Below are 15,507 nucleotides of genomic sequence, written 5' to 3'. Positions count from 1 at the left end.
CTCTATAGGTCGTTACGTAATGTTATTACGTAACTTACTTTTATGGATATGAGAGGGCCGAAACAATGCAGAAGATACTCACCCGCGTCACCGGCGCTGTCGCACTTGGTTCCATGCTGCTGGCGGCGACCACGGCAATGGCTGCCGGTGGCGACAAATCCGCAGCCCATAGCCACGACCATGGACACGATCACGGCCACCAGATGACCGAGGCTGAAAAGCAGATCTACAAAGGTTATTTCGAGGATGCGCAGGTGAAACCACGCACGCTTTCCGACTGGGAAGGCGACTGGCAGTCGGTCTATCCTTACCTGCTGAACGGCTCGCTGGACCCCGTCATGGCCGAAAAAGCGGCCCATGGCGACAAGACCGCCGCCGAATACCGCGCCTATTACGACATCGGTTACAAGACCGATGTAAACCGCATCGTCATCAAGAGTGACAGCGTGGCGTTTTATAAGGACGGCAAGCCCGCTGAAGGCACCTATGCCAGCGACGGCCATGAAATCCTGACCTACAAGAAGGGCAATCGCGGTGTCCGCTACATCTTCAAGAAAACCGGCGGCGATGAGGCCGCACCGCAATTCATCCAGTTCAGCGATCACTCCATCGCCCCTGTCAAGGCGGGCCATTACCATCTCTACTGGGGAGCTGACCGCAAGGCGCTGCTGGACGAAGTGACCAATTGGCCGACCTATTATCCCTTCCTGATGGACGGCGGCGATATCGTGAAAGAAATGGCGGCGCATTGAGACCGTAAGTTAGCGGTCTTCCGCAGCATGCGTGAATGACGCGAGCGGTTGCCGCTTGTCACCTTCTCCCCAAGGGGGGAAGGTCGCGGCAGCGGGATGAAGGGGCAAGCTCTCGGCTTATCGCTGGCGTTGCCCCTCATCTATCCTCCGGGGCATCTTCTCCCCGGCGGGGAGAAGAAAGGCTCACTGCCCCATGGTCGAACGATGCGCCCAGCCGGTCATGCGCTTTTCAAGCCAGGCCATGATCGCATACATGACGATGCCTTCCACCGCGAGCATCAGCAGGCCGGCAAAGACGAGCGGCACATTGAACTGGCTCTGGGCCGAACTCATCATGTTGCCGAGGCCATAATTGGAAGCGACGGTCTCCGATACGACCGAGCCGACGAAGGCGAGCGTGATGGCGATTTTCAGCGAGCCGAAGAAATAGGGCATGGAACGCGGAATGCCGACCTTCAGCATGATATCCATCTTCTTTGCGCCGAGCGCCCGCAGCACATCTTCCGTTTCCGGCTCTATGGTGGCAAGCCCGGTCGCGACATTCACGACGATGGGAAAGAAGGAAATCAGGAAGGCGGTCAACACGGCGGGGACCGTGCCGATGCCGAACCAGATGACGAGGATCGGCACAAGCGCCACTTTCGGGATGGCGTTGAAGCCGATCATCAGCGGATAAAGCCCGGCATAGATGGTTTTCGACCAGCCGATGAACAGACCGATGGCGAGACCGGCGGCCACAGCAATGGCAAAACCCAGTGTCGTCGTATAAAGCGTCTGCAACGAATTTTTCCAGATCGGCGACCAATATTGCATGATGGCCTGTCCAACCCTTACCGGTGACGGCAAAATGGTGGGCGGCATTTTCAGCGCATGGACGAGCAGTTCCCACAGCACGAAAAGCGCCAGCGTATAAAGCCAGGGAGCGGCTTTCACCCAGTTGACGCGGGCGATCAGCGGCTTGCGCGGCTCGCCCGCAACGGTGCTTTCCAGGATCGCGCTCATGCCGCCGCCCTCGCCTGGGCGATCTCGCCATGCAGTTCCTGCACCATGTCGTTGAAACCCTTGTCATACATGATATCGAGCTGGCGCGGGCGGGCAAACGGCACGCGGTGTTCCGCGAGCACCCGGCCCGGCCTTGCGCTCATCACGAAAATCTTGTCGGCCAGAAATGTCGCTTCACGCAGATCATGGGTCACGAGGATGATGGTGACACGCTGTGCGGCGTGCAGGTCGCGGATGACGCACCACAATTCCTCGCGGGTGAAGGCATCGAGCGCGCCGAAAGGCTCGTCCAGCATCAGTAGTTCCGGTTCGTGGATCAAGGCCCGGCAAAGATTGGCGCGCTGCTGCATGCCGCCGGAAAGCTGCCACGGATACTTCGAACCGAAACCCTTCAGGCCGACGATTTCCAGCAGCCGCTCGGCTTTCGCGACATATTCCGCCTTATGGGCGCGCAGGCGTCGGCGATGTCTCTCGACGATTTCCAGCGGCAGCAGGATATTTTCAAGCGTCGTGCGCCAGGGCAGCATCGTCGGGTTCTGAAACGCCATGCCGACAATTGAAACCGGCTCCGTGACCTGCCGCCCGGCAACGATGACATTGCCCTTCTGCGGAATATGCAGCCCGGTCACCAGCTTCATCAGGGTCGACTTGCCGCAGCCGGAGGGACCGACCACGGCGGCGAATTCACCCTTGTCGACCGTCAGGTTCAAACCGGATACGGCCAGCGTGCCGGCGGAGCCGCCGTAACGCATGTCGACACTGTCTATTTCCACGAGATGTGACATTACTGTTCCCGTTTTAAGTAAAATGATAGGCCATGGCAGCCCGAAGCGTCGCCGCTTGTTTCTTCTCCCCGCCGGGGTCTCCCCCTCGGGGAGAAGAGGCTCGCGGCATCCGCCCGTTCTTTCTTCAGCATCAGGGAAGCATGCGCTCTTCCTTGGCCGGCAGGTAGGTCGCGTCGAACACCTGCTCCGCCTTGACGTTGCCCTTCAGGCCGAGGGAGACTTTCAACGTTTCGACGGAGGCCGCAAGCCGGGCAGGATCGACGCCGCCCATGCCGTTTTCCATCACATAGGGCGTCTTGATATTCATGCTGTTGGCCATGTTGAGGCGTTCAAGCTCGATGGCGCTGTCGAGCGTCTCGTTGCGCTTGAGCACAGCCGCCACGCCCTCTTCGGGGTTCTTGACGGAATCGGCGAAACCCTTGGCCAATGCTTTCAGAAAGCCCTTTACTGCTTCCGGGTTTTTCTCTGCGAAATCAGTGTTTACCAGCACCGCATTGCCATAAAGATTCAAGCCGTGCTCGGCCATCAGGATGGTCGAGATATCGTCATCGGCGATGCCCTGTTTCTTGAGGTTGAGGATCACCGAAAAGGCAAAGCCGAAAACGGCGTCGACATCGCCCTTGGCGAGCATCGGTTCACGCACCGGAAAACCGATCGATTCGATCTTGATCTTGCTGTCGTCGAGACCCGCCACCTGTTTAAAGGCCGGCCATTGCGCGAAAGCGCCATCCGGCGGCGGCGCGCCGAGCTTCTTGCCTTCCAGCGACTTCGGATCACCGGTGACACCCAGCGACTTGCGGCCGACCACGGCGAAAGTCGGGCGCTCATAGACCATATATACGGCCTTGATCTTCTGGCTCGGATCTTCGTCGAGGAACTTCATCACCGAATTGATATCGCCGAAACCCATCTGATAGGCGCCGGTCGCCACGCGCGGAATAGCTTCAACCGAACCGTTACCGCTGTCGATGGTGACATCCAGGCCCTCAGCCTTGAAGTAACCCTTGTCGAGCGCCAGCAGGAAACCGGCGGCGGGGCCTTCGAACTTCCAGTCGAGCGTGAATTTCACCGGTGTTTCGGCCCGCGCCTCCACAGCCGGCAACGAAAAGCCGGCGGCTACACCGATGGCGGTAATGGCCAGAGCTCTGGTCAACAACCTGCGCGTTAAAATCATCTGTTCCCCCTGATGGTTTTGTTGGATTGGTTGCATAAGACCCAATTCCAACCCTCAAGGCAAGATAAAATTGCATACAAAATAGCCGTTATTTTGTATGCTTATTTTATATGCACAAACAATCACAAGACAGGCAAAAAGCCGGCAATCTGCCCATCGCGAATGCAACGAAGCGAAAGCAGTATCGTTCACCCAGAGAACACAGCGTTCTCATTTGCCGGGGTTGCGGATCAGGGGCAGCGTGCGACAAATAGGGCCAGGAACAGCAGGCGAAACGGCGGGACGGCAAGATGAATTCTGCACTGGGCATACACCACATCACCATGATCACCCGGAAGGTGCAGGCGAATGTGGATTTTTACGCCGGCTTTCTGGGCTTGAGGCTGGCCAAGCGCACGGCCGGCTTCGAAGACGCCATGCAGCTTCACCTGCTTTATGGCGACGACATCGCCTCACCCGGCTCGCTTCTGACATTTCTCGTCTGGGAAGATGGCGGCCAGGGCCGTGTCGGGTACGGCCAGACGCTGGAAATTTCCGTGGCGATCGATCCCGCTGCGATCGGCTTCTGGCTGACGCGGGCGCTGAGATTCGGCATCCGCGCGGAAGGCCCGACTGACGAATTCGGCGCTCCGGTTATCCGGCTGAAAGATCCTGACGGCCTGATCGTCAAGCTGGTCGGCACCCGCGCCTTTGCCGATGCCACGCCACATGTGACCGACGATATTTCCGCAGAAGACGCCATTCGCCGAATCTATGGCGCGACGGTGCTGAGTGAAGTGCCGGAAGAAACCGTAGCGTTTCTGGAGAAACATTTCGGCTACCGGCAGGAAAGCCAGGCGGGCGCGATCCGCCGGCTCGTTTCCGACAGCGGCGACATTATCGACGTGCGCGACGCCACCGGCTTCTGGTCCAGCGCGCCGGGCACTGGCACCGTCGATCACATCGCCTTCCGGGCGAAGGACATGGATGAGCTGAACACGGTTCTAACCGGGTTGAAATCGCTGAATTCCAGCACCACCAACGCCCATGACCGGAAATATTTCCACTCGCTCTACGTCCGCGAACCGGGCGGCGTGCTGATCGAAATGGCGACCGATGGGCCGGGCATGACGGTGGACGAACCGCTGAACTCGCTCGGCGAAAACCTGTTCATCCCGCCGCTCTTCATGAAGGACGAGGCGGATGTGCGTGTCGCCCTGCCGCAATTCTCGATGCCGGGCGAAGAACGCATCATCTATCGCGACCTGCCCTTCGTGCACCGTTTCTACACGCCCGAGGAAGCTGATGGCAGCACCATCATCCTGCTGCACGGTTCCGGCGGCAGTGAAACGAGCCTGATGCCGCTGGCGCACCGGGCAGCACCGGGCGCCACCCTTCTGGGCGTGCGCGGCCGCAGCACGGAAGAAGAAATAGCCCGCTGGTTCCGCCGTTTCCCCGATTTCAGCTTCGACCAGCAGGATATTGTCACGGAAACAGAAGCCTTTGCCGCCTTCGTGGAGGGGGCAATCCGCGCCTATGGTCTTGATCGCTCGAAACTGCGGTTTATCGGCCATTCCAATGGCGCGAACTTCTACGCGGCCTTTGCCGCGCTCTATCCCGAACTTGCAGGCGACGCCCTGCTCTATCGCCCGATGCCGGTTCTCGAAACATGGCCGCAAACCGATCTTTCCGGTCACAATTTCCTGCTTGTGGCGGGACAACGCGACAAATATCTCGACAAGGCGAGCGAGCTGCAGGGAAAGCTCACGGCGAGCGGTGCAAAGGCCGAGATGGAAACGGTTGAGGACGGGCACGAGCTCGGGCTTACCGATATCGAAGCGGCGCGGCGGTGGCTGGCGGGTGCTTCCTGATTCGAGCGGAGGCCACCCATTTCTTCTCCCCGTCGGGGAGAAGAAACAAATGGCATATGCTTACCCCCGCGCCACCCACACCATTCATCAACCGGGCCTTGCATAAATTCACCAAAAGGGCTTTAAAAACAGCTTCGTAATTGGAGAGTCCGTTTGGAAATCCCGCTGTTTATCCTCGCCCTCGTCGCGGCCTTCATCTACACGCTGGTCGCGAGCATCCGCAATTCAAGCCGAATCAAGTCGCTCGAACGGGAGGTGCACAGCCTCAAGCGGCTGATGGCTGCGGGCGTGACGTCGGCTGCGGCAGTGCAAACGGAGAGCACGGAATCCACGGTAAAACCGGATTTCGAGGCGGAAGAGCCAAGCACGCCCCCTGCGGAAGACACAGCCTTCCAGGCTGAATACGCATCCGAGCCCGAAGACGCCGCCGCCATGGCAGCATCGGAAGAGCTGGCGCGCGAGGAGGCCCAACCTGCGCCTGCCGCCGAGGCCGTATCCACCCCGGCAACGAAGGAGAGCTTCGAAAGTCTGCTCGGCGCGCGCTGGGCGGTCTGGGCCGGTGGACTGGCGCTGGCGCTCGGCGGCATTTTCCTCGTTAAATATTCGATCGAATCGGGCCTGCTCAGCCCGGCCGTGCGGCTTTCGCTCGCCGCCATTTTCGGTCTTGTTCTCGGGCTTGCCGGCGAAGCGATCCGCCGCAAGGCGGTGCCGGGCATCGCCACCACCTATTCCAACGCCATGATACCGGGCGTGCTGACGGCGGCGGGCGCATTGACGCTGTTCGGCGTGGTTTATGCAGCCTATGGCATTTACGACTATATCGGTCCCGGCGCGGCTTTTGGCCTGCTTGGCCTCGTCGCTTTCGCCACCATCGGGCTTTCGCTGCTGCACGGGCAGGCGCTGGCCGGTCTCGGCCTTCTCGGTTCGATGCTGACACCCGCGCTGATTTCCACCGAAACGCCGAATATCTGGGCGCTCTTCGTCTTCCTCACCGTCTCCTGGCTGGCAACGGCGGCAGCGGCGTGCAGGCAGGGCTGGACCGTGGTTCCCTCTCTCGCCAATGCCGGGCTTGGCCTCTGGGCGCTCGGCTATATCGGCTTTTCCGAAACGATCAGCGCCGAACCGCCAACACTTGCCCTGCTCGTCATGCTGGCGGGAACAATATTCCTCTGGCCCGGCAAGGCATTCGACACGCCGCCCGCCCAAACTGCCGAAACCGCAGCGCCCGAGCGACGCGCCGTCCGCGCCATGCGGCTTCTGCTACGCCCGTCACTCGCCCTCAATCTCACCGTCTCGATGGCCGTGATCCTGCCGGCAATCGGCTTCCTTTTTGCCGATGGCGGAGTCGATACTCATCCGGCCCTGATCGTTTCAGCGCTCATAGCCGCCCTTGCGGCCCTTGGCGCCGCCCGCCACTATGCGGTATGGCCCGCTATTATCGCAGCACTTGGCGCGCAGGCTGCGGTATCGCTGATGTCACGTCAGGGTCTCGACTTCATCGGCGTTATCAATGACACTGCCGTATCGCTTCCGCCCGTGTCGGTTGGCTACACGGCGGAAATCGCCATGGCGCTCGGCCTCGGGGCCGTCTTCGTGCTGTCCGCCTTCTCCTTCCTGAAGCGCAAGGGTGCTGACGACGCGGATTTCGCCCGGCTCTGGGCCGGTATCGCCGCGCTATTCCCGGTCTGGCTCGCCACCGCAAGCTTTGTCGAATATGGCAATCTCGGCCGCGACTGGCTGCACGCCGCCTATGGCCTCGGCCTCGGCTTCGTGTTGATTGCAGGTGCCGAATGGCTTCACCGGCAGAACAATGAGGCCTATCGCAAGCCGCTCAACATTCTCGTGCTCGGATCATTCGCCGCCTTCGCGCTCAGCCTGCACACGCTGACGGAAGGGCTGGTGACAACCGTTCTGCTTTCGGTCATCGGTTTCATCTATGTGCTGGCAAGCCGTTACCGCAACTGGGAGGTTCTGCCCTGGGTGATGGCCGTGGCAAGCGTTGCCGTTCTCGGCCGCATCGCCTGGGAACCCACCATTGTCGGGCCGCAAAATCTCGGCACCACGCCGGTCTTCAACGCGCTTCTTCCGGGTTACGGCATTCCTGCACTGCTTGCCGTTGCCTCGGCATGGCTGCTGCGCAACTGGCCGGGGGTCAGGGCGAAGAACTTCCTGCAGGCGATTGCCAGCGTCATGGGTCTTCTGGCCGTCGCTATCCTCATCCGCCACGCAATGAATGGCGGCACACTGGATGACAGTGTGCCGACGCTTGGCGAACAGTCGATCTATACGCTGCTGACCATCGGCTTCTCGGGCGTGTTGATGACGCTGGATCTGAAAAGCCCCAGCCCCATCTTCCGCTACGGCTCGATGATTGCCGGCGTGATTGCCGTCATCAACGTGCTGACGATGCATTTCTTCACGCTCAACCCCTATTTCACCGGCGAAAATACCGGCCGCATCCCATTCCTCAACCTGCTGCTGATCGGTTACCTCCTGCCGGCGCTCGCCTATGGCGGCCTTGCCTATTACGCGCGGGGAAAACGTCCCCCGCCCTATGTCAGCATGCTGGCGGTGGCGGGCGCAGCGCTCGGTTTTGCCTGGGCCACGCTTTCAGTGCGCCGCTTCTGGCAGGGCGAAAATATTGCCGACTGGAAGGGTTTCCTGCAGGGCGAGACCTACAGCTATTCGGTGGTCTGGCTGCTGATCGGCGTGTTGCTGCTCGTGCTTGGCTCGCGCTTTAATGCCCGCAGCCTGCGTCTGGCATCGGCCGCCTTCGTGCTGATCTCGGTTGCCAAGGCGTTCCTGATCGACATGAGCAATCTCGAAGGCGTGCTGAGGGCGCTGTCCTTCATCGGGCTCGGCGCGGTGCTCATCGGCATCGGCCTGTTCTACCAGAAAATCCTCACCCGGAAGCCGCAGGCATGATCGCGGCCGAGGCTTTCGCGCCCTATGCGGCGCTTGCGCAGGAGCTGATACCGCACGCCGCCGAAGCGGGTGACGGCTCGCATGATCTTGCCCATATTCACCGCGTCTTCCGCAACGCCATGCGCATCCATGCGGGCGAAGGCGGCGATGGCACCGTGCTGGCCGCCAGCGTGCTGCTGCATGATTGCGTGGCGGTGGAGAAGAACTCGCCGCTGCGCGCGCAGGCCTCGCGGCTTGCGGCGGAAAAGGCATCCGGCATTCTGATGGGGCTCGGCTGGAAACAGGCGGATGTTGACGCCGCCGCCCATGCCATCACCACACACAGCTTTTCCGCCAATATCGAACCGCAGACGCTGGAGGCAAAAATCCTCCAGGATGCTGACCGGCTGGACGCCATCGGCATGGTGGGGGCGGCGCGCTGCTTTTATATTGCCGGGCGCATGGGCTCGGCACTTTACGATCCGGTCGACCCGCTGGCGAAGGACCGGCCGCTTGACGACCGCGCCTTTGCCATCGACCATTTCGAAACCAAACTGTTCAAGCTGGCCGACGGTTTTCGCACCGAGACAGGCCGGCAGATGGCCAAGGCCCGCCATGAGCGGCTGAAACAGGTGCTGGACCTGTTTCTCGACGAGATCTAAGGAGACCCTAGATGCGTGTGACCGAACTCAACATCTATCCGCTGAAAAGCGCGCGCGGTATCCCTCTCTCCGAAAGCGCCGTTTCGGCCGAAGGCCTGCCGGGTGACCGCCGCGCCATGCTCACTGATCCCTCCGGCCATTTCATCACCCAGCGCGAATTGCCCGCCATCGCCACGGTTCTGGCCCGGCATGAGGATGGCGGCATGGTGCTGGCGCGCGACAAGGACGGCGAGATTTTCGCAAGGCCATCCGGGCAGCGCATGGATGTGGCGGTGTGGAAATCGATCGTCAGCGCCAATATCGCCGATGACGAGACCAATGGCACGCTCTCGGCATGGCTGGGGCGCGAGGTGAAGCTCGCCTTTTTTGATGATACCTCGAAACGTATTGCGAGCCTCGAATGGACGGGCAACGAAACGCCCGTCACCTTTGCGGACGGCTACCAGATCCTTGTCACTACCACCGCTTCGCTTGCCGCGCTGAACGACAATATGCGCGCCAATGGCGAAGACGCTGTTGGCATGGAGCGTTTCCGGCCCAATATCGTGCTTGACACGGACGAGCCATGGGCTGAGGACCGCTGGGCGGCCATCGAGATTAGCGGCATTCGCTTCGATCTCGTCAAGCCCTGCGCCCGCTGCATCATGACCACGCAGGATCAGACCACCGGCTCGCGCGATGTGCCCTCCCCCATGAAAGCCATGGGCCGCATCCGCATGTCCGGCGACCGGCGCGTGCCCGGCCCGCTCTTCGGCTGGAATGTGACGCCGCGCAGCCAGGGCAAGCTGTCCGTCGGCGATGTGGCAAAGGTGGTCGAGGAACGGCCGGAAGGCTGGACGATCAAACGGCGGTAAGTTGCTGGTTCGGGTCAAACCCAACCCACAGCCCACGGCGCAAAGTTTTCATAGGCTGGCGCGCCCTCTCTCCATCATTCCTGCGCCTGTCACAGGATGAGGAAAGGACGGAGCGTCACCGCATCACGGCTTGCGCGCCCCGACGATCAGGAAAATCGGGCGGCGATCTTCGTGCTTCAGTTCAGGCCGCTCGGCCATCAAGGCCGGATCAGGCCTCGGCTCCGCCAACCGCGTCAAAACAAATCCGGCGGCCAAGAGACCATTGAGAAGGCCTGACACCGTGCGGTGATATTTGACCACATCGTCCGCCATCCAGTTGGAATGGCGCACGCCCTGACTTTGGTAGTTATCGAGCGGCCAGTGCAGGATTTCGCCATCCTCGCCATAAAACCAGTCCTGTTTTTCCAGCGCCGTGAAAACGGGGTGTTCGATGGAAAAGATGAAATCGCCGCCGGATTTCAGCACGGTGAAAATCTTCGCGAATGCCACGTCGAGATCGCGGACGTAATGCAGGGCGAGAGAACTCAGCACCACATCGAAACTTTCCTGCGGAAAATCGATGTCTTCGATGGCGGCGCGGCGGTATTCGATGCCGGGCCCGCCATTTATCTCGGCGGCGCGGTGCAGCATGTTTTCCGAGAGATCAACGCCAACGACATGGCGCGCGCCCTGTTCTGCGGCAAAACGGCAATGCCAGCCGAAACCACAACCGAGGTCAAGAAGGCTCCTGTCTTTCAGGGGCGGAAGCATGGCACGCAGCTCATGCCACTCGCCGGCCTGGCGCAGACCCTCCACGGAGCGCGGCATGGCGCTGTAGCGCTCAAAAAACCCTGGATCGTCGTAGATATTCTGTTTCATCGTCTTCTCTCCGGCCGTATTCCATCAATCGCATGAATAGTGGCCGTCAAGAAAAGTCGCTAGTGGGACTGGCTGACAAAAGATAATATTCATCCCATCATAGCGGAATCCGCGGCAAGCCATGTCCCTCTTTTTTGGGACGAGGCGCCGCGATGGGGGAATATTCATGTTGCAAGCCACACGCCAGACAATGCCCTGGGTGATTATCGCCGCCGGGTCGTTGATTGCCGTCATGACCTTCGGACCGCGTTCGGCCATGGGCTTTTTCCAGCTGCCGATGCTTGCCGATACCGGCTGGGACCGTTCCACCTTCGGTCTCGCCATGGCCCTGCAGAACCTCTTCTGGGGTCTCGGCCAGCCCTTCTTTGGCGCCATCGCCGATAAATTCGGCACGGGCCGCGTGCTCGTGCTCTCCGGCCTGCTTTATGCTGCCGGCCTCATCTGCATGTCCTTTGGCACCTCGCCCTTCTGGCTGCATTTCGGCGGCGGCGTGCTTGTCGGGCTCGGCATTGCCGCCGGTTCCTTCAGCGTCATCCTCTCGGCCTTTGCACGCCATGTCACGCCGCAGCAACGTTCGCTCGCCTTCGGTATCGGCACGGCGGCAGGCTCAGCTGGCATGTTCCTGTTCGCACCGATCAGTCAGGGGTTGATCTCCACCTATGGCTGGTCGGACAGCCTCGTCTGGCTTGCCGCGATGATGATGCTCGTGCCGCTGCTCGCCTTCTTCATGCGCGGCAATTCCTCCTCCGGCAGCCAGTCGCAGGCGCAGTTCCAGCAGACGGCAGGCGAAGCGCTGAAGGAGGCGCTCGGCCATAAAAGCTACCTGCTTTTGACCACCGGCTTTTTTGTCTGCGGTTTTCAGGTGGCCTTTATCACCGCGCATTTCCCGGCCTATCTCGGCGATATCGGCATCGAACCGCGCTATGCCGTCATCGCCATGGCGCTGATCGGCTTCTTCAACATCATCGGGTCGCTTGCCGCCGGTGTCATTGCCCAGCGTTATTCGAAACCCTATCTGCTGGCCTATATCTATATCGCCCGCTCTGTCGCCGTCACAGCCTTCCTGCTTCTGCCGCAATCGCCGCTTTCGGTCATCATCTTCGCCGCCGTCATGGGCATCCTCTGGCTTTCCACCGTGCCGCCCACCAATGCGCTGGTGGCGATCATGTTCGGCACACGCCATCTCGGCATGCTCGGCGGCGTCGTGTTCCTGTCGCACCAGATCGGCTCGTTCCTCGGCGTCTGGCTCGGCGGCTTCCTTTACGACAGGCTGGGTTCCTATGATCTCGTCTGGTGGCTGGGCGTCGGCATGGGGATTTTTGCGGCCGTCGTGCATTGGCCCATTCAGGAGCGACCGGCCCCGAGGCCTGCAATGGCCTAGTCAGACAGCCTTATCGAGCGCGGGCGGCATCGCCTTCCCCTCAGTCGCCCGGCCTTCCAGCGCCTTCAGCGCCGCCTGCACGAAACCGTCGCGGGCGGCGTTTTCGTTGAGCCCACGCGGATCGTAGACATGCCGGTTGAGGAAATGGGCGGTGAGGCGGAAAGCCGCCGCAAGGCTGTCAGGATCGGCGGCCTTCGACTGGCCCTCGCTTAAGAAAGCCGGAAGCGACAGCATGCGCTCCGCATAGGGCGCGCCTGCCGTGCGGCAAACCGCCCGGCCCGTCTTTGGCGATACATAGATGAGGTCGGTGCGCAGCCCCGTCGCCGCGCATTCGGTCAGATCAAGCCCGAAACCGAGATCGTTCAGCACTGCCAGTTCAAAGCGCACGAACAATTCCCCGGCATCGACGGGGTCGTGGAGATTGTCGAGAATGATATCGAGCGCCTGATAGAGATGCGGGTGCGGATCACGCTCCGGCAGAAGCCTGAGAAGAGCACCCATGGCCTGTACGCCATAAACCGCGGTCGCCGTCTCCATCAGTTGTGCGGCGCGCAATTGCAGCGGCTCGATGCGGAACTCGCCGAGATGATCGTGAAGGCGCGCGCGCCAGATGACATCCACCCGGTTTCCGGCCTGTAGCACCGGCTGCATGCTGCGGGAACGGCCGGAACGGACCAGCCCCAGATGGCGGCCACGCGAAGGGGTCATCACCTCGGCGATGACACTTGTCTCGCCATGGCGTTTTACGCCGAGAATGATTGCCTCTTCCTGCCACTGCATGAAACGCGTCCGAATTTCGATTCAAGGCCCGATCATACCCGATCTGGCGGCGAAACGTTATTCTTTTACGGCATCGTCGACCGTGCCGACGAGGTTGAGGACGAAATCGATAATTTCGTTTTCCCCGAAGGGCTTGCCGAGCAATGGCGCATGCATGAGATCATCCGGAAAACCCGTCGTGTCGCCATAGCCGCTGACGAAACCGAAGGGAATTCCCCCATCGCGCAGCCCGCGCGCAAAATCATAGCTCTTGCCGTCGGTAAGGCTGACATCAAGAAGCACGCAATCGGCGCCGTCCTCTTCAACGGCCTGTCTCGCCTGCGCCAGCGTCGTGGCGATGACGACGGTTTCCACCCCCATGGACTGGAGAACCGCTTCGACATCAAGCGCCACCAGATATTCATCCTCAACGATGATAACCCGTTGTGGCACCATATGTTTTCTTCTTCCTAAAAAGATGGCCGCAAGGCTCGAAGCTGCGGTTTCCGACATGATTCTCCAGTGAGATATCACGACAGGAATCGCAAATTACGGCTCCACCGTCATTTAAAAAAGACATGTCGAAAGAAGATCAGATGAAGGGTCTTTGCCGCTTCTCTTCGCTTTCCCAGCCGGCCACATGGCTCAACCCGGCATCATCAAGCACCAGACAACCCTTGTCGGTCCAGCGAATGAGACCGCGATCGACCAGCTTTCTCAAGGTCTTGTTGGTGTGGACAATGGACAGGCCAAGTGTATCCGCCACATGCTGCTGGGTGACCGGGATCGGCGTTTCCCCCTGTATGAGATGGACCGCCTTTGCCTTGCTGTAGAGGAAAACAATCAGATAGGCGGCGCGCTCCAGCGCCGTGCGCCGGCCGATGCTGAGGAGATGGCTGTCGAGCATGCGTTCCTCACTCGCAGCGATCCAGGTCAGGTCATAGGCAAGCGTCGGATGGTCGGTGAAGAGATTATTGAGGCGCGAGCGCTCGAAGACGCATAGGGTTACCGGCGACAGCGCCTCCACCGAATGCTGCATTTCCCCCATCACCGTGCCCTGCAGGCCGACGAGATCGCCGGGCATGACATAGTTCAGTATCTGCCGCCTGCCGTCTTCCAGCGTCTTGTAACGGAAAGCCCAGCCCTGCAAAACGGTGTAAAGATGGGCGCTATGCGAGCCTTCCATCAGGATGACGGAGCCGCCTTCCACCGCAAGTTCCCCCGTCTTGAAACGCGAGACGAAATCTAGCTCGGAGGAGGAAAAGTCGCGGAAATGCGGCAGGTCGCGCAGGGGACATTGCTGGCACGGGGTGGTGGAAATTCCGTTCGGTTTTTTTGGCGACATGAATATCCGTCATCGAAAAAAGGTTGCGCCCAATTGTTTTGGAACAACCCGCCCAAACGTATTCGGTTCCCGACGGTAGGTGAAGATATTCAGTTCGCTATTTGTACGTCGTTCCATCCCCCAGCGCCCTCATTCCTGTGCTTGTCACAGGAATGAGGGGTGAAGCGGATGTGCTTCAGTTTCGGGGGAATTCTAGTCCCATTTCGCGGAAACGCTCGGGGTCATCACCCCAGTTCTCGCGCACCTTGACGAACAGGAAGAGATGCACCGGCTGTTCGAGGATATCAGACAGTTCCTTGCGCGAGGCGGTGGAAATGGCCTTGATCGCGTCGCCGTTCTTGCCGAGCGCAATCTTCTTCTGGCTGTCGCGCTCGACATAGATCACCTGCTCGATGCGTACCGAGCCGTCCTTGCGTTCTTCCCACTTTTCCGTCTCGACGTGCGAGGCATAGGGAAGCTCCTGATGCAGGCGCAGGAACAGCTTCTCGCGGGTGATTTCGGCAGCTAGCTGGCGCATCGGCAGATCGGAAATCTGGTCTTCCGGATAATACCACGGACCTTCCGGCAGAGCCTCCACCAGATAATCCATCAGGTCTTCGCAACCCGAACCGTTGGTGGCCGAAATCATGAAAGTGCGGTCGAAGGCCACCGTCTCATTGGCGGCGGCGGCAAGCTTAAGCAGGTCTTCACGCTTCACCTGGTCGATCTTGTTGAGGCAGAGGATCTTCTTCTGCGGAACGTCCTTCAGACCTTCGAGAATGGCCTCGGCGTCGCCCTTCAGGCCGCGTTCGCTGTCGATCAGCAGCAGGATGAGATCGGCATCCTTCGCGCCGCCCCAGGCGGAGGTGACCATGGCGCGGTCGAGCCGGCGGCGCGGCTTGAAGATGCCGGGCGTGTCCATGAAAACGATCTGCGCATTCTTGTGAATGGCGATGCCGCGCATCACGGCGCGCGTCGTCTGAACCTTGTGGCTGACGATCGAGACCTTGGCGCCCACCAGCCTGTTGACCAGCGTCGACTTGCCGGCATTGGTCGGGCCGATAAGGGCCACGAAACCGGAACGGGTCGGAAGGTTGTTGTCTTCGCCTTCAATGGCGGGGTTTTCGTGATCGGTCATGATATCCATCAAGGTCAGAGGTATTCAACATGCGGCCTTATCGGTCCGCCATGCGCTCGATTTA

Annotated in this window: 14 protein-coding genes; 6 read left to right on the top strand and 8 right to left on the bottom strand. The window is 60.4% G+C overall.

Annotation, left to right across the window (positions count from 1 at the left end; all coding sequences use genetic code 11):
* Positions 1–65 precede the first annotated feature (65 nt).
* Positions 66–752, top strand: coding sequence for a metal-binding protein ZinT (locus DA915_RS05310; RefSeq protein WP_107675326.1), 687 nt, complete (start codon positions 66–68; stop codon positions 750–752).
* Positions 753–935: 183 nt separating this feature from the next.
* Here the strand turns inward: DA915_RS05310 and DA915_RS05305 are convergent, their stop codons facing one another.
* The 3 genes from DA915_RS05305 to DA915_RS05295 all read right to left on the bottom strand — a co-directional run bounded on the left by DA915_RS05305 (position 936) and on the right by DA915_RS05295 (position 3,713).
* Positions 936–1,754, bottom strand: a complete 819-nt coding sequence (locus DA915_RS05305) for an ABC transporter permease (RefSeq protein ID WP_107675325.1) — start codon at positions 1,752–1,754, stop codon at positions 936–938.
* The gene (locus DA915_RS05300; protein ID WP_192886414.1) at positions 1,751–2,539 is read right to left on the bottom strand and encodes an ABC transporter ATP-binding protein; all 789 of its coding nucleotides are present in this window, start codon (positions 2,537–2,539) and stop codon (positions 1,751–1,753) included. Before DA915_RS05300 ends, DA915_RS05305 begins: the two co-directional genes overlap by 4 nt.
* A 130-nt stretch (positions 2,540–2,669) precedes the next feature.
* Positions 2,670–3,713 (bottom strand): ABC transporter substrate-binding protein, encoded by a 1,044-nt coding sequence (locus tag DA915_RS05295; RefSeq protein ID WP_107675324.1) that lies wholly within the window; start codon positions 3,711–3,713, stop codon positions 2,670–2,672.
* Positions 3,714–4,003: 290 nt separating this feature from the next.
* Between DA915_RS05295 and DA915_RS05290 the strand changes: the two genes are divergently transcribed.
* The 4 genes from DA915_RS05290 (at position 4,004) to DA915_RS05275 (ending at position 9,983) form a co-directional block, all read left to right on the top strand.
* Positions 4,004–5,563 (top strand): VOC family protein, encoded by a 1,560-nt coding sequence (locus DA915_RS05290; protein WP_107675323.1) that lies wholly within the window; start codon positions 4,004–4,006, stop codon positions 5,561–5,563.
* A gap of 153 nt (positions 5,564–5,716) precedes the next feature.
* The gene (locus DA915_RS05285) at positions 5,717–8,488 is read left to right on the top strand and encodes a DUF2339 domain-containing protein (RefSeq protein ID WP_192886413.1); all 2,772 of its coding nucleotides are present in this window, start codon (positions 5,717–5,719) and stop codon (positions 8,486–8,488) included.
* The gene (locus DA915_RS05280) at positions 8,485–9,129 is read left to right on the top strand and encodes an HD domain-containing protein (RefSeq protein ID WP_107675322.1); all 645 of its coding nucleotides are present in this window, start codon (positions 8,485–8,487) and stop codon (positions 9,127–9,129) included. The genes DA915_RS05285 and DA915_RS05280 overlap by 4 nt, the downstream gene beginning before the upstream one ends.
* A gap of 11 nt (positions 9,130–9,140) precedes the next feature.
* Complete coding sequence (locus DA915_RS05275) at positions 9,141–9,983, top strand: MOSC domain-containing protein (RefSeq protein ID WP_107675321.1); 843 nt, start codon at positions 9,141–9,143, stop codon at positions 9,981–9,983.
* A gap of 123 nt (positions 9,984–10,106) precedes the next feature.
* Here DA915_RS05275 and DA915_RS05270 read toward each other — a convergent pair whose 3' ends face one another.
* Positions 10,107–10,841, bottom strand: coding sequence for a bifunctional 2-polyprenyl-6-hydroxyphenol methylase/3-demethylubiquinol 3-O-methyltransferase UbiG (locus tag DA915_RS05270; RefSeq protein WP_107675320.1), 735 nt, complete (start codon positions 10,839–10,841; stop codon positions 10,107–10,109).
* Between the two features lie 166 nt (positions 10,842–11,007).
* Between DA915_RS05270 and DA915_RS05265 the strand changes: the two genes are divergently transcribed.
* Complete coding sequence (locus DA915_RS05265; RefSeq protein ID WP_003501954.1) at positions 11,008–12,222, top strand: MFS transporter; 1,215 nt, start codon at positions 11,008–11,010, stop codon at positions 12,220–12,222.
* Here DA915_RS05265 and recO read toward each other — a convergent pair whose 3' ends face one another.
* The 4 genes from recO to era all read right to left on the bottom strand — a co-directional run bounded on the left by recO (position 12,223) and on the right by era (position 15,452).
* Positions 12,223–13,002 (bottom strand): DNA repair protein RecO, encoded by a 780-nt coding sequence (recO, locus tag DA915_RS05260; protein ID WP_003501952.1) that lies wholly within the window; start codon positions 13,000–13,002, stop codon positions 12,223–12,225.
* A gap of 57 nt (positions 13,003–13,059) precedes the next feature.
* A complete protein-coding gene (locus tag DA915_RS05255) occupies positions 13,060–13,437 on the bottom strand; it encodes a response regulator (protein ID WP_107675319.1) in 378 nt (125 codons plus the stop codon).
* Between the two features lie 136 nt (positions 13,438–13,573).
* Positions 13,574–14,326, bottom strand: coding sequence for a Crp/Fnr family transcriptional regulator (locus DA915_RS05250; RefSeq protein WP_107675318.1), 753 nt, complete (start codon positions 14,324–14,326; stop codon positions 13,574–13,576).
* 175 nt (positions 14,327–14,501) lie between these two features.
* Positions 14,502–15,452 (bottom strand): GTPase Era, encoded by a 951-nt coding sequence (era, locus tag DA915_RS05245; protein WP_020813374.1) that lies wholly within the window; start codon positions 15,450–15,452, stop codon positions 14,502–14,504.
* Between the last annotated feature and the right edge of the window lie 55 nt (positions 15,453–15,507).

The sequence above is a fragment of the Agrobacterium sp. LAD9 genome (assembly GCF_003031125.1).
Taxonomy (GTDB): Bacteria; Pseudomonadota; Alphaproteobacteria; order Rhizobiales; family Rhizobiaceae; genus Agrobacterium; species Agrobacterium radiobacter.
This window is presented reverse-complemented; position numbering and strand designations above follow the sequence as displayed.

Bases quoted from the DNA above. Each gene is read 5' to 3' on its own strand.
- DA915_RS05290 (WP_107675323.1), top strand. From the start codon at position 4,004: ATGAATTCTGCACTGGGCATACACCACATCACCATGATCACCCGGAAG.
- DA915_RS05295 (WP_107675324.1), bottom strand. From the start codon at position 3,713: ATGATTTTAACGCGCAGGTTGTTGACCAGAGCTCTGGCCATTACCGCC.
- DA915_RS05265 (WP_003501954.1), top strand. From the start codon at position 11,008: ATGTTGCAAGCCACACGCCAGACAATGCCCTGGGTGATTATCGCCGCC.
- era (WP_020813374.1), bottom strand. From the start codon at position 15,452: ATGGATATCATGACCGATCACGAAAACCCCGCCATTGAAGGCGAAGAC.
- DA915_RS05250 (WP_107675318.1), bottom strand. From the start codon at position 14,326: ATGTCGCCAAAAAAACCGAACGGAATTTCCACCACCCCGTGCCAGCAA.
- DA915_RS05300 (WP_192886414.1), bottom strand. From the start codon at position 2,539: ATGTCACATCTCGTGGAAATAGACAGTGTCGACATGCGTTACGGCGGC.
- DA915_RS05305 (WP_107675325.1), bottom strand. From the start codon at position 1,754: ATGAGCGCGATCCTGGAAAGCACCGTTGCGGGCGAGCCGCGCAAGCCG.
- recO (WP_003501952.1), bottom strand. From the start codon at position 13,002: ATGCAGTGGCAGGAAGAGGCAATCATTCTCGGCGTAAAACGCCATGGC.
- DA915_RS05255 (WP_107675319.1), bottom strand. From the start codon at position 13,437: ATGGTGCCACAACGGGTTATCATCGTTGAGGATGAATATCTGGTGGCG.
- DA915_RS05310 (WP_107675326.1), top strand. From the start codon at position 66: ATGCAGAAGATACTCACCCGCGTCACCGGCGCTGTCGCACTTGGTTCC.
- DA915_RS05275 (WP_107675321.1), top strand. From the start codon at position 9,141: ATGCGTGTGACCGAACTCAACATCTATCCGCTGAAAAGCGCGCGCGGT.
- DA915_RS05280 (WP_107675322.1), top strand. From the start codon at position 8,485: ATGATCGCGGCCGAGGCTTTCGCGCCCTATGCGGCGCTTGCGCAGGAG.
- DA915_RS05270 (WP_107675320.1), bottom strand. From the start codon at position 10,841: ATGAAACAGAATATCTACGACGATCCAGGGTTTTTTGAGCGCTACAGC.